The organism is Novosphingobium sediminicola, assembly GCF_014196525.1.
In the GTDB taxonomy this organism is placed as follows: Bacteria; Pseudomonadota; Alphaproteobacteria; order Sphingomonadales; family Sphingomonadaceae; genus Novosphingobium; species Novosphingobium sediminicola.
Map to the genome: position 1 here is coordinate 57,374 of NZ_JACIDX010000016.1, position 21,788 is coordinate 79,161.

Consider the following 21,788-nt stretch of genomic DNA (forward strand, 5'->3'; position numbering starts at 1 on the left):
GGAGCGCCTCCATGAACTTCCGCAATCTTTCGGCATGGTCGATCCGGCATCCGGTGGTGCCCATCGTGATCTTTGTGGCGATGATGCTGATGGGCGTTATCAGCTTTGCCCGGATGGAGGTCCAGGACCAGCCCGACATCGAATTTCCCATCGTGGTGGTTTCGATCACCCAGCCGGGCGCGGCCCCGACCGAAATCGAAACCCAGATCACCCAGCGCATCGAAGGCGCGGTGCGCACGATCTCGGGCGTCTCCTCGATCAGCTCGACCGCATCGGAAGGCAACAGCCAGACGATGGTGGAATTCCAGTTGGGCGAAGACATTAACGCGGCGGTGGCCGAGGTGAAGAACGCGGTCGATCAGGCGCGCGGCAATCTGCCCGACGGCATCCTTGAGCCGCAGGTGTTCAAGGTGAACACGTCGACCAACCCCATCGCCTATTTCGCGGTTTCCGCCGAGGACATGACCATCGAGCAGCTCTCGTGGTTCATTGACGATACGGTGGCGCGGCGCCTGCTGGGCGTGGAGGGCGTGGCCGAAATCAAGCGCAACGGGGGCGTGAACCGCGAGATTCTCGTCACGCTCGATCCGGCGCGGATGCAGGCCTTTGGCGTCACCGCGCCGCAGGTCAATGCGGCGCTGCGGGCGCTCAACCTGAACGCGGCAGGCGGCAAGGCGGAAATCGGCGGCACGCGCCAATCGGTGCGCGTGCTGGGCAATGCGCAGGACGCCTTTGCGCTCAGCCAGGCCGATATTCCGGTGGCGGGGCGCGTGGTCAAACTGGCCGATATTGCCACGGTGCGCGACGCATGGGGCGAAATCACCTCGCTGGGCAAGGTCAACGGCAAGCAGGTCGTCACCTTCTCCATTGCCCGCGCGCGCGGGGCATCGGACGTGTCGGTCTATGACAAGTCGATGGTCGAATTGGCCAAGATCGCCAAGGAGCGGCCCGGCGTCCATTTCACCGAATTGTTCAATCAGGTTTCCTATACCAAGAAGCAATACGAATCCTCGATGGAATCCATGGTCGAAGGCGCCGTTCTGGCGGTGATCGTGGTGTTCTTCTTCCTGCGCGACTGGCGCGCCACGGTGGTTTCGGCCATCGCCATCCCGCTCTCGGCCATCCCCACCTTCTGGTTTATGAAGGTGTGGTTCGGCTTTACGCTCAACACGATGAGCCTTTTGGCGCTGGGGTTGGTCGCGGGCGTGCTGGTGGATGATGCGATCGTGGAGATCGAGAATATCGTCCGGCATATGCGCATGGGCAAAACCGCCTATCAGGCCGCGATTGATGCCGCCGATGAAATCGGGCTGGCGGTGGTGGCCACCACCTGTTCGATTGCGGCAGTGTTCCTGCCTGTTGGGCTGATGCCGGGCGTGTCGGGAGCGTTTTTCAAGAATTTCGGCCTGACGGTGGTAGTTTCGGTGCTGATGTCGCTGGCCGTGGCGCGAATGATCACGCCGATGGTGGCGGCCTATTTCCTCAAAAGCCATGGCACCGCCGAGCATGGCGGCGGGCGGATGATGGATTTCTATCTGCGCGTGCTGCACTGGTCGCTTGATGTGTCGGGCGCGCGGGCGTTGCGGGCGCGGCTGTTGGCGGAAAAGGGGCATTTGTCGTGGCGCGACCATCTGCGCGCCCGGCTGCGCGATCATCGCATCTGGATGATCGGCGTGGCGCTGGGCTGTTTCGCGCTGACCATCGTGCTGTTTATCGCCATGCCGACATCCATGTTCCCTGACGAGAACAGTGATTTCACCCAGTTGCGCATCGAAATGGTCCCCGGCACCACGCTGGCCCAGACCGAGGCGGTGGCTGATCAGGTGGCCGCCATCGTGCGCCGTCGGCCCGAGGCCGATCAGGTGCTGGAACGGGTGAACGAGGGCAACGCCCGCGTCATGATCATGCTGAAAAAGGATCGCAAGATCCACACCAAGCAGTTTGAGCGCGAAGTCACCCCCACGGTGCAGGGCATTGCGGATGCGCGCATCACCTTCCAGGCCAGCAACAACGGCGGTTCGTCCACCGGGCGCGGGCTGGAAATCATGCTGTCGAGTTCGGACCCGGCGCTGCTGGACAAGACGGCGGCGCAATTGGTCGAACAGATGAAGGGGATGCACGAGCTGGTCGCCCCGCGCATCAGCGGCGATATGCGACGCCCCGAAGTGGTGATCGTGCCGCATATGGATCTGGCCGCCAGCCTCGGCATCTCGACCTCCTCGCTGAGCCAGGCGATCCGCATCGCCACGATTGGCGAGATCGACCAGAACGCGGCCAAATTCTCGCTCTCCGACCGTCAGGTGCCGATCCGCGTGCGCCTGCCCGAAGAAGCGCGGCGCGATCTGTCGAACATCGCCAATCTGCCGGTGCCGACCGCCTCAGGCGGCTCGGTGCCTTTGAGCCGCGTGGCCGACATCACCTTCGGCTCCGGCCCCTCGACCATCCAGCGCTATAATCAGGAGCGCCGGACCTTCATCGGTGCGGATCTGGCGCCGGGTGTCATCAAGGGCGATGCGGAAAAGAAGGTCAAAGCGCTGCCGATCATGAAGAACCTGCCCGCGGGCGTGTCGAACACGGCCTATGGCGAGGCCAAGTGGCAGCAGGAGATGATCGTCAATCTGGCGCTGGCGGTGCCGGCGGGGATTGGGCTGGTGTTTGCGGTGCTGGTGCTGCTCTATCACCGGGTCGTCTCGCCGCTGGTCAATATGGCCTCGCTGTTTCTGGCGCCTTTGGGCGGGCTGCTCCTGCTGGCGCTGCTCGACATGCCGATCTCGATGCCGGTCTATATCGGCATATTGATGCTGTTCGGCATTGTGGCGAAAAACTCGATCCTGCTGATCGACTTTGCCATCGAGGAGATGCAGCGCGGCGCCTCCAAGTTCGAGGCGATCATCGAGGCGGGGCACAAGCGCGCCCAGCCCATCGTGATGACCACGGTGGCGATGACGGCGGGGATGATCCCGGCGGCCATGTCGCTGTCGGGCGATGCGGCATTTCGCGCGCCGATGGGCGTGGTGGTGATCGGCGGGCTGACGCTTTCCACGGTGCTGACGCTGCTGATCGTGCCTGCCGCTTTCAGTCTGGCCGACGGGTTTGAGAAACGGATCGGCCCGAAATTGCGGCGCGGCTTGCTGACCTATGAACCGGAGCATGGACGCGATGCTCATGCTGGAGTAACCCCGGCCGAGTGAGACAGGAACGCAGTTTATCGCGCTGGCTGGGCGTGGAGAGCGGGGCCGGAAACCGGCAGGCTGTTCGCGTGCGCTGGCTGGCGCATGGGTTGCTGGTGGGGATGGCGGGGCTTTACCTGCTGTCCCGCCATTTTGCGCCGCTCCATCCCGGCTGGGAATGGGCCAAGGCCTTTTCCGAAGCCGCCATGGTGGGCGCGCTGGCCGACTGGTTTGCGGTGACGGCGCTGTTTCGTCATCCGATGGGGCTGCCCATCCCGCATACGGCGATAATCCCGGCCAAGAAGGACCAGATTGCCGAGAGCATGGCGGGCTTTCTGCGCGCCAATTTCCTTACGCCTCAGGTGGTGGCGCGGCGTTTGTCGGGGCTGGATGTGGCGGGGGCCCTGGGCGGTTTTCTGGCCGATCCGGGAGAAGGCGGAGAACCGCGCCTACGTCAGGGCGCGGCGGGCCTGCTGGGCGATATGTTGCAATCGCTGCCGGGCGAGCAATTGGGCGATATGCTCAAATCCACCGTGCGCGGGCAATTGGAACGGCTCGATCTGGCGCCCTTGCTGGGGCAATTGCTGGAAGGGGCGATGGCCGATGGCCGCCATCGTGGCGTGATCGAGGCCATGCTGCGCTGGACGGGGATCACGTTGGAGGCCAACGAAGACCTGCTGCGCAAGATGATCCATGACCGGGCACATACGCTGCTGCGCTGGACCGGGCTGGACGAGACGCTGGCCAATACGATCCTTGATGGCCTGTATAAGATGCTGGCCGAATGCATTGTCGATCCGCAGCATCCGTTGCGGACCAAGCTGGAGGATCTGTTGGCGGGTCTTGCCCATGATCTGCGCCATGATCCGGCGATGCAGGCCAAGGTGGCGCGGATGAAGGCCGAGATTTTGGCCAATCGCGCGATGGGCGCGTGGATCGATGGGCTGTGGGAGCGTGCGCGCGGCGCGGCGATTGAGGCGCTGAGCCATCCGGGCGGGTTGTTGCAGGGGCGGATGGGCGCGGGGCTGGCCGGGTTTGGCGCGGGCCTCCAGACCGACGCGCGGCTGCGCCATCAGGTTAACCGATTCGCGCGCCGTTCGCTGGCCGGGCTGGCGGTGCGGCATGGGGCGGGCATTGTGAAACTGGTGTCGGACACGGTGCGCCGGTGGGATGCGCGTACCGTTTCGGAACGGATTGAGGGCGCGGTGGGGCGCGATCTGCAATTTATCCGCATCAATGGCACGCTGGTAGGTGGAATCGTCGGATTGCTGCTTCACTCTATAGAGAAGCTATTATAGGAACAATTTCGCGCCTCATGCGTTGAGGGTTGCAATCTGTGATGCGCAGATGAGCGGGATTACAGTCAACATGATTAATTTTGACTTAAAAGATGTGCAGGCTACTGCTCAGGCCATCAACTGCGATTGTATGGGCGCATGCAAACGCGGCGATGCTGTTCAGTGCCTTTACAGTAAAACGCTCGATCTGCTCAGCCGCGAGGGTGAAGACTGGCGCGCGCGGGTGGACTTGCTGCGCCCGCTGGCCATGGTGGCGGGGTTTCAGAAAACCCGCGAAGGACAGAGCGAATGCGCCGCCTTTGCCGCCCATCTGGCCGCAGGCGATGAGCCGGGCGCGCTGGCGGCCTGTCGTCGCCTGATCGAATTGGACGCCGAGCTTTCGGGCCAATAAACGGCGGGAAACCCTTTAAAGGTCCCCCGCCGCCTCGCCTTAACTTATTCCAGTTCCAGAATGATGTAATCGACCGGCAGGCTCTCGCCCGGCTTGGCGTTAATCTTGCCGATGGTGGCCGATTTTTCGGCGCGCAGGATGTTTTCCATCTTCATCGCCTCGACCACGGCCAGCGGCTGCCCCGCTTCGACCTTGTCGCCTTCCTTGACGCCCAGCGACACCAGCAGCCCCGGCATCGGACAGATCAGGAATTTCGACAGATCGGGCGGGATCTTTTCGATCATATGATCGGCCAGAGCCGCAACATGGGCGGGCAGAATCTCGACCTTGTGGATCGCGCCGCGCGTGGTCACTTTCAGCCCGGTGCGCGTCGGCTCGATTTTCAGCCCCAGCACTTCCTCGCCCACTTCGGCCACGATCAGGTGGTCGCCGGGCGTATATTCCATCGCCAGATCGACCTCTGCGCCATTCACGCGCACGCTGTCGGTATCGACGCTGACGGCGAATTTCTCACCATCGAGGCGGACCACCCATTCCGAGGGCGGGGCCAGCACATGGGCCAGTTGCCCATCGACCTGACGCGCGCGGTCGGCCCGCGCGGTGGCGATAAAGCCCGAAACCGCCGCGATATGGGCCAGCGTCTGCGCGTCGGTCGCCGCGCCGTGGAAGCCCTCGGGATATTCCTCGGCGATGAAGCCCGTGGTCAGCTCGCCGCTGCGGAAGCGGGGGTGCTGCATGATGGCCGAAACGAAGTCGATGTTGTGGCCCAGCCCCTCGATCTCGAACTGGTCGAGCGCGGCGATCTGCTTGTCGGCGGCCTCGTCGCGGGTTTCGCCCCATGTGATCAGCTTGGCGATCATGGGATCATAGAACATCGAAACTTCGCCGCCTTCATAGACGCCATCGTCGACGCGCACGCCGTCGATCCCCCGGCGGCCATTTTCCGCGCCATCGTCGGTCCATCCGTCTACCGGCGGGCGATAGCGCGAGAGGCGGCCCGTGCTGGGCAAAAATCCGCGATAGGGATCTTCGGCATAGACGCGGTTTTCAATCGCCCAGCCGTCGATCTTCACATCATCCTGCGTGATGGCCAGCTTTTCGCCATAGGCCACGCGGATCATCTGTTCGACCAGATCGATGCCGGTGATCGCCTCGGTGACCGGGTGTTCGACCTGAAGGCGGGTGTTCATTTCGAGGAAGTAGAAGCTCTCGCCGGTCTTGTCGGCGCCCGAAACGATCAGTTCGACCGTGCCCGCGCTGTAATAGCCCACCGCGCGGGACAGGGCGACGCATTGCTCGCCCATCGCCTTGCGCATCGCGGGGCTGACAAAGGGCGAGGGGGCTTCTTCCACCACCTTCTGGTGGCGGCGCTGGATCGAGCATTCGCGCTCGTTCAGGTAAAGGATATTGCCGTGCTGATCGCCCAGGATCTGGATCTCGATATGGCGCGGGTCCTGAATGAACTTTTCGATGAAGACGCGGTCATCGCCGAAGGAGTTCAGCCCCTCGCGCTTCACGCTTTCAAAGCCCTCGCGCACGTCCCTTTCGGAAAAGGCAAGGCGCATGCCCTTGCCGCCGCCGCCCGCGCTGGCTTTCATCATCACCGGATAGCCGATCTCATTGCTGATCTCGACGGCATGATCGGTGTCGCGGATTTCGCCGACAAAGCCGGGGACGACATTGACGCCCGCCGATTTGGCCAGCTTCTTCGATTCGATCTTGTCGCCCATCGCGGCAATCGCGCCCACAGGCGGGCCGATGAAGGCGATGTTTTCCTTGGCCAAAGCCTCGGCGAAGGAGGTGCGTTCCGACAGGAAGCCATAGCCGGGATGCACCGCCTCGGCGCCGGTTTGCTTACAAGCGGCAATGATCTTGTCGGCAATCAGATAGGACTGCGCGGCGGGCGAGGGGCCGATATGCACGGCCTCGTCGGCCATCTGCACGAAGGGCGCGCGGGCATCGGCGTCGGAATAAACCGCCACCGTGGCAATGCCCATCCGGCGTGCGGTCTTGATGACGCGACAGGCGATTTCGCCGCGATTGGCGATGAGGATTTTCTTGAACATGCGTCTTACTCCGCCTTTTCCAGTTCGCTGCCCAGCGGCGGCATATTGTGGCCCAACAGGCGCAGCATATCGGCCGCGCAATCGAGCACGTTGGATCCCGGCCCATAGATGCCCTGAACCCCGGCCTCGCGCAGGAATTCATAGTCCTGCGGCGGGATGACGCCGCCCGCGACGACCTTGATGTCGGGCCGGCCCGCCTCGCGCAGCAGGGCGATCAGTTGCGGGATCAGGGTTTTATGCCCTGCGGCAAGGGACGAAGCCCCCACCGCATCGACGCCCTTTTCCAGCGCCAGCGCGCAGGCTTCCTCCGGCGTCTGAAACAGCGGGCCGGAGGTCACGTCAAAACCCATGTCGGTAAAGGCCGAGGCGATGACATTGGCCCCGCGATCATGCCCATCCTGCCCCATCTTGGCCACCAGCATCCGGGGCTTGCGCTCCAGACGGCGGGAAACGGCCTCGACGCCATCGAGGATCTGCTGATAGCGGTCATCGCCCGCATAGGCTGCGCCATAGACGCCCTTGACCGGGGTCGGCACGGTGCCGTGGCGGCCAAAGACCTCCTCCATCGCGCTGCTGATTTCGCCCAGCGTGGCGCGGTGGCGGGCGGCCTCGACGGCCAGCGCCAGCAGGTTGCCATTGCCGCGCGCGCCTTCGGTGATGGCGCGCAGGGCGGCCTGACAGGCGGCTTCGTCGCGGGCGGCTTTCACTGCCTTGATCCGGGCGATCTGGGCCTCGCGCACGACATGGTTGTCGATGTCCAGCGTCTCGATCCGGTCCTCGGTCGCCAGACGATATTTGTTGACGCCGACGATGACATCCTCGCCCTTGTCCACGCGGGCTTGGCGCCCGGCGGCGGCTTCCTCGATCATCGCCTTGGGCCAACCGGCGGCGACGGCCTTGGCCATGCCGCCTTCATTCTGCACCCGGTCGATGATGCCTTGCGCGGCGTCGACCAACTGCTGCGTCAGCGATTCAATGTAGTAGGACCCGCCCAGCGGATCGACCACATTGCACATGCCCGTCTCTTCCTGAATCACGATCTGCGTGTTGCGCGCGATACGGGCGGAAAAATCGGTGGGCAGCGCAATGGCTTCATCGAGCGCATTGGTGTGGAGCGACTGCGTGCCGCCCAGCATCGCGGCCATCGCCTCGATCGTGGTGCGGATGACGTTGTTATAGGGGTCCTGCTCCTGCAACGACACGCCGCTGGTCTGGCAATGGGTGCGCAGCATCTTGCTGCGTTCATCCTTTGCGCCCAGTTTCGTCATTGCCCGGTGCCACAGCACGCGCGCGGCGCGCAGCTTGGCGACCTCCATGAAGAAATTCATGCCGATGGCGAAAAAGAAGCTGAGCCGCCCGGCGAATTTGTCGATGTCGAGGCCAGACGCCACGCCATATTTCACATATTCGATGCCGTCGGCAATGGTGAAGGCCAGTTCCTGCACCTGCGTCGCGCCGGCCTCCTGCATGTGATAGCCGGAGATCGAAATGCTGTTGAATTTGGGCATTTCGCGGCTGGTATAGCCGAAGATGTCGCTGATGATCCGCATGCTGGGTTCGGGCGGATAGATATAGGTGTTGCGGACCATGAACTCCTTGAGGATGTCGTTCTGGATGGTCCCGTCGAGCAGTTTGCGGTCAACGCCCTGCTCCTCGCCCGCGACGATGAAGAAGGCGAGGATCGGGATCACCGCACCGTTCATCGTCATCGACACCGACATTTCGCCAAGGGGAATGCCGTCGAACAGGATCTTCATGTCCTCGACCGAATCGATGGCCACGCCCGCCTTGCCGACATCGCCCACCACGCGGGGATGATCGGAATCGTATCCGCGATGGGTGGCAAGGTCGAAAGCGACCGAGAGGCCCTTTTGCCCCGCCGCCAGATTGCGGCGATAGAAGGCGTTCGATTCCTCGGCGGTGGAAAAGCCTGCGTACTGGCGGATCGTCCAGGGGCGGCCCGCATACATGCTGGCGCGCACGCCGCGCGTGAAGGGCGCGAAACCGGGCAGGCCGGGGTCCACGCTCACATCATCGGCGGTGTAGAGCGGCTTGACGGTGATGCCCTCGGGCGTCTGCCAGTTCAGGTCCCGCCCCTTCACCTCTTTGGCGGCAAGCGACTGCCAGTTATCAATGCTGCTCATGCGACCTCTCCATGATTTCGGTCAGCTGCCCCAGCATATCCTTGGGGTGCAGGAAGAAGATGGGCGTGCCATGCGCGCCGATGCGCGTGGGGCCGAGGATGCGCTTGCCTTGGGCGGTGAACCATTCCCGCGCGGCCTCGATATCCTCCACCTCATAGCAAAGGTGGTGCTGGCCGCCTGCGGGGTTCTTGGCGATGAAACCGGCGATGGGGCTGGTTTCTCCAAGCGGTTCGATCAGTTCGATCTGCGTCCCGCCATCGGTGCCCAGCGCGCCCGGTTGCCGGGGCGTGTTCACAAAGGCCACCTTCACGCCCTGTTCGGGCATGTCGAAAGGCTGCGTGATCAGCGTGGCACCCATCACATCGCGGTAATAGGCAATGGCGGCCTGCATATCAGGCACGGCCACGCCAACATGGTTGAGGCGTCCGAGTTTCATGGCATCCTCCCCGCTTAGAGCGGAATATTGTCGTGCTTCTTCCAGGGGTTCTCCAGCGCCTTGTTGCGCAATTTGCGCAGGCCCAGAGCGATCCGGCGGCGGGTCGAATGGGGGTGGATCACCTCGTCGATGAAGCCCTTGCTTGCTGCCACAAACGGGTTGGCGAAGCGGTCCTCATATTCCTTGACCTTTTCGGCCTGCGCCTCGGCGGGCAGGCCGCGGAAGATGATTTCCACCGCGCCCTTGGCGCCCATCACCGCGATTTCGGCGGTGGGCCATGCGTAATTCAGGTCGCCGCGCAGATGCTTCGACGCCATCACGTCATAGGCCCCGCCATAGGCCTTGCGGGTGATGATGGTGATCTTGGGCACGGTCGCCTCGGCATAGGCAAACAGCAGTTTGGCGCCATGCTTGATGATGCCGTTGTGCTCCTGCGCGGTGCCGGGCAGGAAGCCGGGAACGTCCACAAAGGTCAGGATCGGAATGTTGAACGCATCGCAGAAGCGCACGAAACGCGCCGCCTTCTTCGACGAATTGATGTCCAGCACGCCCGCCAGCACCAAAGGCTGATTGGCGACGACGCCCACCGTCTTGCCCTCGATCCGGCCAAAGCCGCAGATGATATTGCCCGCATGGCCGGGCTGGATTTCAAAGAAATCGCCTTCGTCCAGCGTCTTGCGGATCACTTCCTTCATGTCATAAGGCTGGGTCGCGCTGGCCGGGATCACCGTGTCGAGGCTGTCTTCAAGGCGGTCCCACGGATCGGCATTGGGGCGCTCGGGCACCTCTTCCTTGTTCGACAGGGGCAGGAAGTCGAAGAATTCGCGCGCCGTCAGCAGCGCCTCGATATCGTTTTCCAGCGCCAGATCGGCCACGCTGGTCTTGGTGCTATGCGTGATCGCGCCGCCCAGTTCCTCTTGCGTAACCACTTCATTCGTCACGGTTTTGACCACATCGGGGCCGGTGACGAACATATAGGAGCTGTCCTTCACCATGAAGATGAAGTCGGTCATGGCGGGCGAATAGACCGCGCCGCCCGCGCAAGGGCCCATGATCAGCGAAAGCTGTGGCACCACGCCCGAGGCCAGCACATTGCGCTGGAAAATCTCGGCATAGCCGCCAAGCGAGGCCACGCCTTCCTGAATGCGCGCGCCGCCCGAATCGTTAAGGCCGATGACAGGCGCACCCACCTTCATCGCCATATCCATGATCTTGCAGATCTTCATCGCATGGCGTTCGGAAACCGCCCCGCCAAACACGGTGAAATCTTGGCTGAACACGAAAACGAGGCGGCCATTGATCGTGCCGGACCCGGTGACCACGCCGTCGCCGGGGATCGTGTTGTCGGGCATGCCGAAATCGACGCAATTGTGTTCGACATACATGTCGACCTCTTCAAAGCTGCCCTCGTCGAGCAGAACCTTGAGGCGTTCGCGCGCGGTCAGCTTGCCCTTGGCATGCTGGGCATCGATCCGCTTCTGGCCGCCGCCCATCCGGGCCGCCGCCCGCCGCCGCTCCATCTCTGCCACATTCGCGCTCATCGGGTATCCTCTTGTCAAACCACGTGAGGCCGCGATGCGCCATTGCGCTTGACCCGTCCACAGTAATGTTGCAAATTTGCAAAGGAAGAATTTGCAAAAATTAGCGAGAGGACGGCATGAAAAGGCGGCTCTATGCGGGGCGATTCCTTAAAGCCCTGCGCGAGGATCATGGCCTGAAACAGGGCGCGCTGGCGCAAAGGCTGGGGATCAGCACGCCCTATCTCTCGCAGCTTGAAAATGACACGCGGCCCATGACTTTGGCGCTGGCCGAAAGGGTGCGCGAGATCTTCCCGGTGGATTGGGCCGACATGGCCGAAACCCCGGTCGAACCCATCGTCACTGAATTGCTGGAGGCCGCCGCCGATCCTTTGCTGCGCGATCTTCCCGCCGATCAGATCGAGCGGGTGGCCGACCAGTTCCCGCAATTTGCCGAGCAATTTGCCCATCTCTACCGCCTGCACAAACGCGATTCCCAACGTCTGGCCGCGATGGACGAGGCGCTGGGGGCCGACAGCGTTTCGGGCGGGCGCCTGCCGTGGGAGGAGGTGCGCGACTGGTTCCATCTGGCCGACAATTACGTCCATTTGATCGACTCCAGCGCCGAGGCCATGGCCGGCGCTCTTGCCCGCCATCTGCCCACGCCCGACACCGCGCAATTGACCGCATGGTTCGACCGACAGGGCATCACCCTGCGCCATCTGCCGGGCGCGCCGATCCGCCGCTATGACGAGGCCCGCCGCGAATTGACGCTGGACGCGGGCCAGCCCCATGAGAGTCTGCGCTTTCAACTGGCCTATCAGCTCTGCGCCATCGCGCTGGCGCAGGAGATTGCCGAGACGGTGGAGAAGGGCGGGATGCGAACGCAAACCGCGCGCAATCTGCTTTCCGTGGGGCTGACCAATTATGCGGCGGGGGCTTTGCTGATGCCCTATCGCCCGTTTCGCGATGCCGCGCGGCGGCTGCGCCATGATATTGACGGGTTGCGCCAGATTTTCGGCACCAGTTTCGAACAGACCTGCCACCGCCTGTCCAACCTGCAAAGGCCGCACCAGCGCGGCGTGCCGATCGCCTTTTGCCGGATCGACATGGCAGGTAATATTACGAAGCGCCACGCGGCCAACGGGTTGCAATTCGCCCGCTTCGGCGGCGCCTGCCCGCTATGGATCGCGCATGAGGCGGTGGCCATTCCCGACCGCATCCATCTGCAAGTGGCCGAGATGCCCGAGGGGCGGCGCTTTGTGTTCCTTGCCAAGGGGCTGGTCAAACCCTCGGACGCCTATTTCCGCCCGCCGCGCCGCTATGCGGTGGTGCTGGGGTGTGAAGTCACGCTGGCCAGCGAGTTCATCTATGCCGACACGCTCAATCTGGAATGCGAGGAGGCCGTGGCGCGGATCGGCATTTCCTGCCGTATCTGTTCGCGCCACGATTGCCATCAGCGCGCCTATCCGCCCAATGACAAAGCCATCGACATCACCACCAACCAGCGCGGCTTCATCCCCTATCGCATTCTGGATTAATAGGCGGCGGTAAAGCGCGCGCGGGGGTGGTTATGGGCTTCCAGTTCATCGACCATGGCGATGGCATAGTCGGCAAAGCTGATCTTGCTCTCGCCCGCTTCGTCCACCACCAGATCGTCCTTGCCGCCGCGATAGGTGCCAAGGCGCGGCCCTTCGAAGATGAAGGCGGCGGGCGAGAAGAAGGTCCAGTCAATGTCGGTGACGGGGCGCAGATCGTCGAGGAAGGTGATGCCGCCCATGGCCGCGCCCTTCCACGCTTCGGGGAAATCCGGTCCGTCGATCAGGCGCTCGCCCGAGGGCAGTTTCAAGCTGGCCGCGCCGCCCGTGACCAGCAAGCGGCCCACCCCCGCCTGACGCAGCGCGCCCAGCAGCGTTTCGGCCGAAACGTCGAAATGCAGCGCGCTGATGACGGCATCGACGCCTGCGATCAATCCGGCCAGAGCAGCCGGGTCCGAGGCGTCGCCCTGCACCGCGCTCACGCCATCGGCGGCGGGAATCGCTTCGGGCTTGCGGGCGATGGCCACCACCTGATGCCCGCGCGCGCTCAGTTCCCTGGTGATTTCCGATCCTGCGCGGCCGCTGGCGCCCAACACTGCAACTTTCATTTTTGATGCTCCATCAGGTTTCTAATGGAAACCAAGTGTGCTATGGGAACGCATCATGCAAGACGGCACTTTTCTTTCACTAGATTACCCCAACGTAACCACCTCAAAACGGGGCGATGTTTTCGCGCGCAATTGCCCCACGCGCCAGCTGCTCGACCGGGTGGGCGATAAATGGAGCATCCTGCTGCTCGGCATGCTGGGGGAGGGGGAGATGCGGTTCAGCGCGCTCAAGCGCCGGGTCGATGGTATCTCGCAAAAGATGCTGGCCCAGACCCTGCGCACGCTGGAGCGCGACGGGCTGATCACGCGCCATGTCGAACCCACCGTGCCGGTCAGCGTGACCTATGCGATCACCCCGCTGGGGCGCGAATTGCTGGGGGCGCTGCAATGGCTGATTGACTGGGCCGAAACGCGGATGAGCGCGGTGGCGCAGGCGCAGGTGGCCTATGACCTGCGCATGGCGGTTTAAGCTGTGATGGCCATCTGGTTGCGCCCGGCCCGCTTGGCGCTGTAAAGCGCGGCATCGGCCTGACGAAATGCCTCCTCGACCGGCAGGTCGACGCTCAGCCGGGTCAGCCCCACGCTGACGGTTGCGCGCACCAGCTCGCCCACCACCGAACGCCCCTCGCTTTCGGCCAGGCGGGTGCGCACGCGCTCGCAAATCACCCCCGCCTGTTCCAGCGAAACATCGCGCAGCAGCACGCCGAATTCCTCGCCCCCCAGCCGCGCCACCACATCGCCCGCGCGCACCGTGCCGCACAGCAAAGTGGCAAACAGCGTCAGCATCCGGTCGCCCGTTGCATGGCCGTGGACATCGTTGATCCGCTTGAAATGGTCGAGGTCGAACAGCGCCAGACAAGAGTCCCTGCCCTCTGCCACATCGCGGGCCAGCGCCCGGTCAAAGGCGCGCCGATTGGCAAGCCCGGTCAGCGGATCGGTGTTGGCCTCATGCGCCAGATTTTCGATCAGCCGTCGCCGCGCCGAATTGTCGCGGATGATCGACACCGTGCCATTGGGCACACCGCGCCGGTTCAGCGTGGCGCACATATGGCTTTCCACCCATGTCGATCCGCCATCCTTGCCAATCACCCGGCATTCGACCGCCACCGTGCCCTGCGGCTCGCACAGCGCCTGAAAGCGGGCGTCGAACACCGCCTGTTCGTCCTCGGGATGGATCAGGTCATAGGCCGAGCGGCCCACCAGTTCCTCGGCCTGATAGCCCCACAGCCGCGCCCCGGCGTCCGATACCGAGCGCAAGGTGCCGTCAATATTGACTCGCATGATGACATCGCCGGTCCGCTCGACAATCAGCCGGTGCAGCGCCTCGGCATCGCGCAGATTCTGCATCAGGCGGCGGCGCGATTCCAGCTCGGCCGCCACCGGCAGCAGGATCAACACCACGCAGGCGAAATAGATCTGCAGCACCAGCAGCTTGGTCGCCATATCCAGATGCAGCAGCATCGTTGGCCCATGGCCCGTCATTGTGCCGATCAACCCGCCGCAGATCAGCACCAGCAGCGAGGCCACCGCCCCGATCCGCCCCAGCCGGAAGGTGGCCGCCACCATCGGCACCAGCGGCACGACGACCAGCGGAACGCGGCTTTGCCCAAAGGTGGCCAGCGTGGCCAGACAGACCGCGCCCAGCAGGATCAGCGCTTCGGGCAGGCGTTCACGGTTGAATTTGGCCGTATCAAGACGGCGGCGGCGCAGCACCAGAAAGATCGGCGGGGCAAAGGTGACGAGACTGAGCGCATGGGCGCCAAACCAGTCGCGCCAGGCGTTGAAGAAGGGGATGCCCGTGGCCCCATGGGCCGCCCAAGCGCCGATAAAGGCCGAGGCGGCGGGCGCGATAAACCCGGCCACCAGCAGAAAGCTGGCCACATCACGGACCGATTCAAACCGGGTGAAGCGCGGGGCGATGCGGCGCAGCAGGCTGGCGGCCAGCCATGCCTCGAACAATCCGGCCAGAGTCAGGGGCAGCGTATGGACCCCGCCAAACCCGCGCAGCCCGATGGCCAGCGCGCCCGCCGGAAAGCACAAAAGCAGCGCCGCCGACCAGCGCCGATGCGGCATCGCTGCCAGCGCCGAGAACAGCACCGCGCCCGCCGGCCAGACAATCGCCACCCCGCCGTTAAAGCGCGTCAGTTGCAGGGCGAGCAGTGCGCTGGCGAAATAAATCGGGCACAGCAGCAGACTCTGCCCAAAATATTTCAGGAGCAAGGCGCGGACTCGGGCACTCATGGGCGCAACCTGCCATGCAAAAGTTTAAGAAAGCATCGTCACCGCAAACCATTCCGAAGGCCCTGTCGCCGCCGTCATGCCGCCGATGCAAAAAGCCCCGCAGCGCTGATGCGCCACGGGGCCTTTTTCCCGAAACTCGCGAAGGGCTTACTTGCCCTTGTTGACTTCCGCGACGATCTTCTTGGCCGCATCGCCCAGATCGTTGGCCGCCACGATGGGCAGGCCCGAATTGTTGAGCAGTTCCTTGCCCAGTTCGACGTTGGTGCCTTCAAGGCGAACCACCAGCGGAACCGACAGGTTGACGTCCTTGGCCGCAGCGATGATGCCCGCCGCGATGACGTCGCACTTCATGATGCCGCCAAAGATGTTGACCAGAATGCCTTCGACCGCCGGGTCCGACAGAATGATCTTGAACGCCGCCGTCACCTTCTCGGTGGTGGCGCCGCCGCCCACGTCAAGGAAGTTGGCCGGGAAGGCGCCATTGAGCTTGATGATGTCCATCGTCGCCATGGCCAGACCCGCGCCGTTCACCATGCAGCCGATGTTGCCGTCGAGCTTGATGTAGGCCAGGTCATACTTGCTGGCTTCGATTTCGGCCGGATCTTCTTCGGTTTCGTCGCGCATCGCGAACACGTCGGGGTGACGGAACAGCGCGTTCGAATCGAAGCTCATCTTGGTGTCGAGAACCAGCAGATTGCCGTTCACGTCTTCGACCAGCGGGTTGATTTCGAGCATTTCGCAGTCGAGCGAAACGAAGGCGTCATACAACTGCTTGGCCAGAACCTGCGCCTGCTTGTTGGTGTCGCCCTTCAGCTTGAGAGCGAAGGCGATCGAGCGGCCGTGGTGGGGCTGGAAGCCCGAGGCCGGGTCGATGGCGATCGTGGCGATCTTTTCCGGGGTGTCATGGGCAACGGTTTCGATGTCCATGCCGCCTTCGGTCGACACGATGAAGGCCACGCGGCCGGTGGCGCGGTCGACCAGCAGCGAGAGGTAATATTCCTTGGCGATGTCAACGCCGTCGGTCACATACAGGCGGTTGACCTGCTTGCCCGCTTCGCCGGTCTGCACGGTCACCAGCGTGTTGCCGAGCATTTCCTTGGCGTGCGATTCGACTTCTTCCAGGCTCTTGGCCAGACGGACGCCGCCCTTGGCATCAGCAGGCAGTTCCTTGAACTTGCCCTTGCCGCGGCCACCGGCGTGGATCTGCGACTTCACAACATAGAGCGGCCCGGGGAGCTGCTTGGCGCCTGCAACGGCTTCTTCAACGGTCAGGGCCGGATAGCCCGCCGGAATGGCAACGCCGAACTTGGCCAGCAGTTCCTTGCCCTGATACTCATGGACGTTCATCGGTGCTTCTCGCTATTGCAGGCCTCATGGCCCTTTGGTCGGCGGCGGGCTAAGCACAGGTGGCGGGCGATGGGAAGGGAAAGATGTGCTAATCATTCTTAATTGCAAATTTTCCTATCAGGGCCCCGCCCATGCTTGATCGCGCCCGCCTTGAGGCCATTGTCCGTCGCGCCGGAGAGATCGCCATGGCGCAATGGCCGGGTGATAATAAGGCTCTGGAAGTTTTCGGAAAATCGGATGGAACACCGGTATCCAGCGCCGATCTGGCGGTCGATGCCTTTCTGCGCGCGCAATTGCACGACCTGTTGCCCAGTGCGGGCTGGCTGTCGGAAGAAACCATCGACGCGCCGAATCAGCGCGAGGGAGAGCTGGTCTGGCTGGTCGACCCCATCGACGGGACGCGCGATTTCATCCGGGGCCGCACCGGCTGGGCGATCTCGGTGGCGCTGGTCAGCAATCATCGGCCCTTGCTGGCGATGCTGCACGCCCCGGCGCGCGACGAATTCTGGCAGGCCGAAGCCGGGCATGGCGCTTTTTGCAATGGCGCGCCGCTTGCCGCCTCTACACGGGGGCAATTGTCGGGCGCGCGCGTTCCCACCCGTGTTCTTCCCGCCGAGGATGCCGATATGGCGATGGTCGAGCAGCCCAATTCCATCGCCCTGCGCATCGCCATGGTGGCTGCCGACCGGGCCGATCTGGTGGCGACTCTGCGCTGGGGCTATGAGTGGGATATTGCCGCAGCCGCATTAATCGCGCGCGAGGCGGGCGCCGCGATCAGCGATGCGCAGGGGGGCAAGCTCAATTACAACAAGCTTGACCCGCGCGTGTTTGGCGTGGCCGTGTCGGCGCCCGCGATCCACGCCGATCTGATCGAGCGTCTGGCCGAGCGCGCGCATCTGCTGTCGCAGCGCGGATAGAAACGCAAAAAGGCGGCCCGTTGCCGGACCGCCCCTTTGTTTGGCAAACAGCCTGAAACGATTAACGCTTCGAGAACTGGAAGCTCTTGCGAGCCTTCGCCTTGCCGTACTTCTTACGTTCGACAGCACGCGAGTCGCGGGTCAGGAAGCCGGCGGCCTTGACCACGCCGCGCAGCGCGGGCTCGAACTTCGAGAGAGCCTGCGAGATGCCGTGCTTGACAGCGCCGGCCTGACCCGAGAGGCCACCACCCTTGACGGTGGCGACCACGTCGTACTGGCCCGAACGGTCAGCCACGCCGAAGGGCTGGTTGATCACGAGGCGCAGGGTCGGACGAGCGAAGTAAACTTCCTGATCGCGACCGTTGACGGTGATCTTGCCGGTGCCGGGCTTGATCCACACGCGGGCCACGGCGTCCTTACGACGGCCGGTGGCATACGAGCGACCCTGGGCGTCGACTTCGCGAGCGCGCAGCGGGGTGGCAGGAGCAGCGGCAACCGGAGCTGCGGTGCCGATTTCGGCCAGAGCGGAGAATTCTTCAGACATTACGCACCAACCTTGTTCTTGCGGTTGCGGGCAGCGACGTCCAGCACTTCAGGCTGGTTGCCGGCGTGCGGGTGCTCGGCACCAGCGTAGAGGTGCAGGGCGCGCATCTGCTGACGGCCCAGCGGGCCGCGCGGGATCATGCGTTCCACAGCCTTTTCCAGAACGCGCTCGGGGAAGCGGCCTTCCAGAACCTTGGCAGCGGTCACTTCCTTGATGCCGCCGGCATAACCGGTGTGCTTGTAGTACACCTTGTTCTTCAGCTTGTTGCCGGTCAGACGCACCTTGTCGGCGTTGATCACGATGACATGATCGCCGGTATCGACGTGGGGCGTGAAGGTGGGCTTGTGCTTGCCGCGCAGCGTGTTGGCGACGATGACGGCAAGGCGGCCGAGCACCAGACCTTCGGCATCGATCAGATGCCACTTCTTTTCCACCTCAGCCGGCTTGACCGACCGGGTGACCTTGGTGAGAGCCTTCATGGCTTTGGTTCCCGTATAAATGACGACCCCGCCACGCTGTCGCGGCGGGGGGTGTGGCGGGCCTAATGTTGCAAACGGCCCCAAGAGTCAAGCATTCTGGGCTTTTCAGACCACGGTAAAATAATACCGCGCCTTTTTCACCCCTTCAACGCCCCCAGCCATGCCATGGTCGCGGGCAGCGAGAGCGGGCATTCCCAGCCCAGAATCGCAGGCTCTTCATAAGGGTGCAGCTCGGACAGGCGCTCGATGCACCTCTCGCGCAGATCGGCATTGGTCTTGAAGAGCACGCCGACCTCGGCCCCTTCATGCACCGCGCCTTGCCATGCATAGACCGATTCCATCGCAGGCAGGATATTGGCGCAAGCCGCAAGGCCCGCCTCGACCAGCGCGCGCGAGGCGGCCTTTGCGCTGCCAGCCTCGGGAAAGGGGCACCAGACCAGCACAGGAACAGGTACGTTCACGACCAGCGCTCGCTGCCCAGCGCATGCATACCCCAGACCGTGGCCACCACCAGCAGCGCGCCCACCAGTTGATGCGCCACCGCCAGCGGGATCGACACGCCGCTCATCACCGTGGCGATACCCAGCAGGATTTGCGTGCCAAAGGCGCTGTGAATCGCGATCGAGGGTTCACGCCGCCCGCGCTGTTTCAGCGCCCGCGCCAGCACCACCAGCACGCCGACCACCACCCACGCCCACCAGCGATGCAGGAAATGGACAATCGCCGGATCGCCGGTGATAGCTTGCAGGAAGGTCTCGCCGGTCTGGGTCGGGCCGGGCCAGATATGGCCGTTCATCAAGGGCCATTCATCGGTGACATGCCCCGCGCGCAGGCCAGCCGTAAACGCGCCCCAAATCAATTGCACCGCCAGCACTAGCCCGGCCAGCGCGCCAAGGCCCGTCAACCGACTGCGCTTCTGTCCACGCGCCAGAGCCTGCAGATCGAGCGCCGTCCACACCAGCCCGGCCAGCGTAAAGAGCGCCACGCCCAGATGGGTGGCCAGCCGCAGGTGGCTGACCTTTACATCATGGGCGATGCCCGATTTGACCATCCACCAGCCGACCGCCCCTTGCAATCCGCCCAGCGCCAGCAGCGCGACGAGGCGCCCATGATAGCCCGCCGGAATCTGGCGCCGAATCCAGAAAATCGCCAAAGGCAGCGCAAAGACCATCCCGATCCCGCGCGCCAGCAGCCGGTGCACCCATTCCCAGAAGAAGATCATCTTATAGGTGGCCAGCGTCATGCCCGCCGGGCCGTTGATCAATATATATTGCGGGGTGGCACGATATTTGGCGAATTCGGCCTCCCACGCGGCCTGGGTCAAAGGGGGCAGGGCGCCGCTGACAGGCTTCCATTCGGTGATCGAGACGCCCGATTCGGTCAGGCGCGTGATCCCGCCCACCACCACAATGGCCGCCACCAGCGCGGCCACGGCCCAAAGCCAGCGCGCCACCAGCAAGGGACGGGCGTTGGAGGCTTGTTTCATTCCTTGATCCTGCGTTCTGGGCCATGCCTGCGTCGGGCAGGGGCGGCGGCCTTGATCCAATGAATGGCTTTTTATCGCAAGTGCCTGCCCGGGGCGGTTTTAAAAAAATGATCAGGCTTGAAAAAACGTAATCCCTTGCCACATGATACATTATCACATATCGGAGCCTGCATGTTCGCCCCCGCCCTTGCCCTGATTCGCGCCCGGCTCGACCGCCTTGGCGTTGCGCTTTCGGCGCTGTGCCTGATCCATTGCGTGTCGGGCGTGGTGCTGGTCGGCTTGCTGGGGATTGGCGGCGGGGTGCTGCTTGATCCGCGGGTGCATGAATATGGGCTGGCGGCGGCGATTGCGATCGGTGCGCTGGGCCTTGGTGTTGGCGTGGCGCGGCATGGGCGGCGTGAGCCTTTGATTATGGGCTGCGCGGGACTGGTGCTGATGGCGGCGGGGCTGGTGGTGCCGCATGGCCTGCCCGAAGTGGCGATGACCATGCCGGGCGTCATTCTTCTCGCTTTTGCCCACATCCGGAACTTGCGCCACGCGGCCTGACGCGCAATAGCGCGAGGCATGAGCAAAACGATCTCCCTGACAGTGAATGGCGAGCCGCGCCGGATTGCCCATGGCGCCAGCGTGGCCGACCTCGTGGCCGATATCGGCCTCAATCCGGCCAAGGTGGCGGTCGAGCGCAATGCGCTCATCGTCCCGCGCAGCACGCTGGCCGATGTGACGCTGGGTGATGGCGATGTGCTGGAGATCGTGCATTTTGTAGGGGGTGGTGACGTGAGTGCTGATGATACATGGACCGTTGCGGGTCGCACTTTCCGTTCGCGCCTGATCGTGGGCACCGGCAAATACAAGGATTTTGCCCAAAACGCCGCCGCGCTGGAGGCATCGGGCGCGGAAATCGTTACCGTGGCGGTGCGCCGCGTCAATGTGTCGGACCCCAAGGCGCCGATGCTGACCGACTTCATCGACCCCAAAAAGGTCACCTATCTGCCCAACACCGCCGGTTGCTTTACCGCCGAGGATGCGATCCGCACTTTGCGTCTTGCGCGTGAGGCGGGCGGCTGGGATCTGGTCAAGCTGGAGGTGCTGGGCGAGGCGCGCACGCTGTATCCCGACATGCGTGAAACGCTCAAGGCGACCGAAGTGCTGGCCAAGGAAGGCTTCCTGCCCATGGTCTATTGCGTCGATGATCCGATCGCGGCCAAGCAGTTGGAAGAAGCGGGCGCCGTGGCGGTCATGCCCTTGGGCGCGCCGATCGGTTCGGGTCTTGGCATTCAGAACAAGGTGACGATCCGCCTGATCGTCGAGGGCGCCAAGGTGCCGGTGCTGGTCGATGCGGGCGTGGGCACGGCTTCGGATGCCGCCGTGGCGATGGAGCTGGGCGTGGACGGCGTGTTGATGAACACCGCCATTGCCGAGGCCCGTGATCCCATCCGCATGGCCCGCGCGATGCGGATGGCGGTACAGGCCGGGCGCGATGCTTATCTGGCCGGGCGCATGCCCACGCGCAAATATGCCGACCCGTCCAGTCCTCTGGCGGGGATGATCTGATCTGAACAAATGCATCCGGGGGCGCTAATGAGCGCCCCTTAATAATTTCAAT

Annotated in this window: 19 protein-coding genes; 8 read left to right on the plus strand and 11 right to left on the minus strand. The window is 63.6% G+C overall.

What is annotated here, in order from left to right; genetic code table 11:
• Nucleotides 1–11 precede the first annotated feature (11 nt).
• From GGR38_RS18505 to GGR38_RS18515, 3 genes are all read left to right on the plus strand, one after another.
• Nucleotides 12–3,191: an efflux RND transporter permease subunit gene (locus GGR38_RS18505; RefSeq protein WP_183627629.1), complete on the plus strand. Its 3,180-nt coding sequence runs from the start codon at nt 12–14 to the stop codon at nt 3,189–3,191.
• Nucleotides 3,192–3,292: 101 nt separating this feature from the next.
• Nucleotides 3,293–4,468 carry a DUF445 domain-containing protein gene (locus tag GGR38_RS18510; RefSeq protein ID WP_183627687.1) on the plus strand — a complete coding sequence of 392 codons (1,176 nt, stop codon included), beginning with the start codon at nt 3,293–3,295 and terminating at the stop codon, nt 4,466–4,468.
• Between the two features lie 130 nt (nt 4,469–4,598).
• Nucleotides 4,599–4,859 carry a hypothetical protein gene (locus GGR38_RS18515; RefSeq protein WP_183627630.1) on the plus strand — a complete coding sequence of 87 codons (261 nt, stop codon included), beginning with the start codon at nt 4,599–4,601 and terminating at the stop codon, nt 4,857–4,859.
• A 44-nt stretch (nt 4,860–4,903) separates the two neighbouring features.
• Here GGR38_RS18515 and GGR38_RS18520 read toward each other — a convergent pair whose 3' ends face one another.
• From GGR38_RS18520 to GGR38_RS18535, 4 genes are read right to left on the minus strand one after another with little or no spacing between them, the layout of a single operon-like run.
• Entirely contained in the window at nt 4,904–6,925 is a 2,022-nt protein-coding gene (locus GGR38_RS18520) for an acetyl-CoA carboxylase biotin carboxylase subunit (protein ID WP_183627631.1), read from the minus strand.
• Between the two features lie 5 nt (nt 6,926–6,930).
• Nucleotides 6,931–9,069 carry a methylmalonyl-CoA mutase gene (gene scpA / locus GGR38_RS18525; RefSeq protein WP_183627632.1) on the minus strand — a complete coding sequence of 713 codons (2,139 nt, stop codon included), beginning with the start codon at nt 9,067–9,069 and terminating at the stop codon, nt 6,931–6,933.
• On the minus strand, nt 9,056–9,505 hold the full coding sequence (gene mce, locus GGR38_RS18530; RefSeq protein WP_183627633.1) for a methylmalonyl-CoA epimerase: 450 nt from the start codon (nt 9,503–9,505) through the stop codon (nt 9,056–9,058). Before mce ends, scpA begins: the two co-directional genes overlap by 14 nt.
• Before the next feature lie 14 nt (nt 9,506–9,519).
• The gene (locus GGR38_RS18535) at nt 9,520–11,046 is read right to left on the minus strand and encodes an acyl-CoA carboxylase subunit beta (protein WP_183627634.1); all 1,527 of its coding nucleotides are present in this window, start codon (nt 11,044–11,046) and stop codon (nt 9,520–9,522) included.
• 116 nt (nt 11,047–11,162) lie between these two features.
• On the opposite strand from GGR38_RS18535, the gene GGR38_RS18540 reads away from it, so the two are divergent.
• The gene (locus GGR38_RS18540) at nt 11,163–12,563 is read left to right on the plus strand and encodes a helix-turn-helix domain-containing protein (RefSeq protein WP_183627635.1); all 1,401 of its coding nucleotides are present in this window, start codon (nt 11,163–11,165) and stop codon (nt 12,561–12,563) included.
• On the opposite strand, the gene GGR38_RS18545 is transcribed toward GGR38_RS18540, so the two are convergent.
• Nucleotides 12,560–13,168, minus strand: coding sequence for an NAD(P)-dependent oxidoreductase (locus GGR38_RS18545; RefSeq protein WP_183627636.1), 609 nt, complete (start codon nt 13,166–13,168; stop codon nt 12,560–12,562). The two genes, GGR38_RS18540 and GGR38_RS18545, sit on opposite strands and share 4 nt — an antisense overlap.
• Before the next feature lie 55 nt (nt 13,169–13,223).
• On the opposite strand from GGR38_RS18545, the gene GGR38_RS18550 reads away from it, so the two are divergent.
• Nucleotides 13,224–13,637, plus strand: coding sequence for a winged helix-turn-helix transcriptional regulator (locus tag GGR38_RS18550; RefSeq protein WP_183627637.1), 414 nt, complete (start codon nt 13,224–13,226; stop codon nt 13,635–13,637).
• Here the strand turns inward: GGR38_RS18550 and GGR38_RS18555 are convergent.
• Nucleotides 13,634–15,409 (minus strand): sensor domain-containing diguanylate cyclase, encoded by a 1,776-nt coding sequence (locus GGR38_RS18555; protein ID WP_183627638.1) that lies wholly within the window; start codon nt 15,407–15,409, stop codon nt 13,634–13,636. The genes GGR38_RS18550 and GGR38_RS18555 overlap by 4 nt on opposite strands.
• Before the next feature lie 147 nt (nt 15,410–15,556).
• Complete coding sequence (sucC, locus tag GGR38_RS18560; RefSeq protein ID WP_183627639.1) at nt 15,557–16,756, minus strand: ADP-forming succinate--CoA ligase subunit beta; 1,200 nt, start codon at nt 16,754–16,756, stop codon at nt 15,557–15,559.
• Nucleotides 16,757–16,887: 131 nt separating this feature from the next.
• Between sucC and GGR38_RS18565 the strand changes: the two genes are divergently transcribed.
• Nucleotides 16,888–17,673, plus strand: a complete 786-nt coding sequence (locus GGR38_RS18565) for a 3'(2'),5'-bisphosphate nucleotidase CysQ (RefSeq protein ID WP_183627640.1) — start codon at nt 16,888–16,890, stop codon at nt 17,671–17,673.
• Between the two features lie 61 nt (nt 17,674–17,734).
• On the opposite strand, the gene rpsI is transcribed toward GGR38_RS18565, so the two are convergent.
• The 4 genes from rpsI to GGR38_RS18585 form a co-directional block, all read right to left on the minus strand.
• Nucleotides 17,735–18,217 carry a 30S ribosomal protein S9 gene (gene rpsI, locus GGR38_RS18570; RefSeq protein ID WP_246404990.1) on the minus strand — a complete coding sequence of 161 codons (483 nt, stop codon included), beginning with the start codon at nt 18,215–18,217 and terminating at the stop codon, nt 17,735–17,737.
• Entirely contained in the window at nt 18,217–18,696 is a 480-nt protein-coding gene (rplM, locus tag GGR38_RS18575; RefSeq protein ID WP_172340123.1) for a 50S ribosomal protein L13, read from the minus strand. The genes rpsI and rplM overlap by 1 nt, the downstream gene beginning before the upstream one ends.
• Before the next feature lie 137 nt (nt 18,697–18,833).
• Nucleotides 18,834–19,157 (minus strand): divalent-cation tolerance protein CutA, encoded by a 324-nt coding sequence (gene cutA / locus GGR38_RS18580; protein ID WP_343059170.1) that lies wholly within the window; start codon nt 19,155–19,157, stop codon nt 18,834–18,836.
• A complete protein-coding gene (locus tag GGR38_RS18585; RefSeq protein ID WP_183627641.1) occupies nt 19,154–20,182 on the minus strand; it encodes a COX15/CtaA family protein in 1,029 nt (342 codons plus the stop codon). The genes cutA and GGR38_RS18585 overlap by 4 nt, the downstream gene beginning before the upstream one ends.
• 171 nt (nt 20,183–20,353) lie before the next feature.
• Here GGR38_RS18585 and GGR38_RS18590 point away from each other — a divergent pair, with 171 nt between their 5' ends.
• Together GGR38_RS18590 and thiS are read left to right on the plus strand one after the other, a co-directional pair.
• The gene (locus tag GGR38_RS18590; protein WP_183627642.1) at nt 20,354–20,728 is read left to right on the plus strand and encodes a MerC domain-containing protein; all 375 of its coding nucleotides are present in this window, start codon (nt 20,354–20,356) and stop codon (nt 20,726–20,728) included.
• Between the two features lie 18 nt (nt 20,729–20,746).
• Nucleotides 20,747–21,736 (plus strand): sulfur carrier protein ThiS, encoded by a 990-nt coding sequence (thiS, locus tag GGR38_RS18595; RefSeq protein WP_183627643.1) that lies wholly within the window; start codon nt 20,747–20,749, stop codon nt 21,734–21,736.
• Nucleotides 21,737–21,788 lie beyond the last annotated feature (52 nt).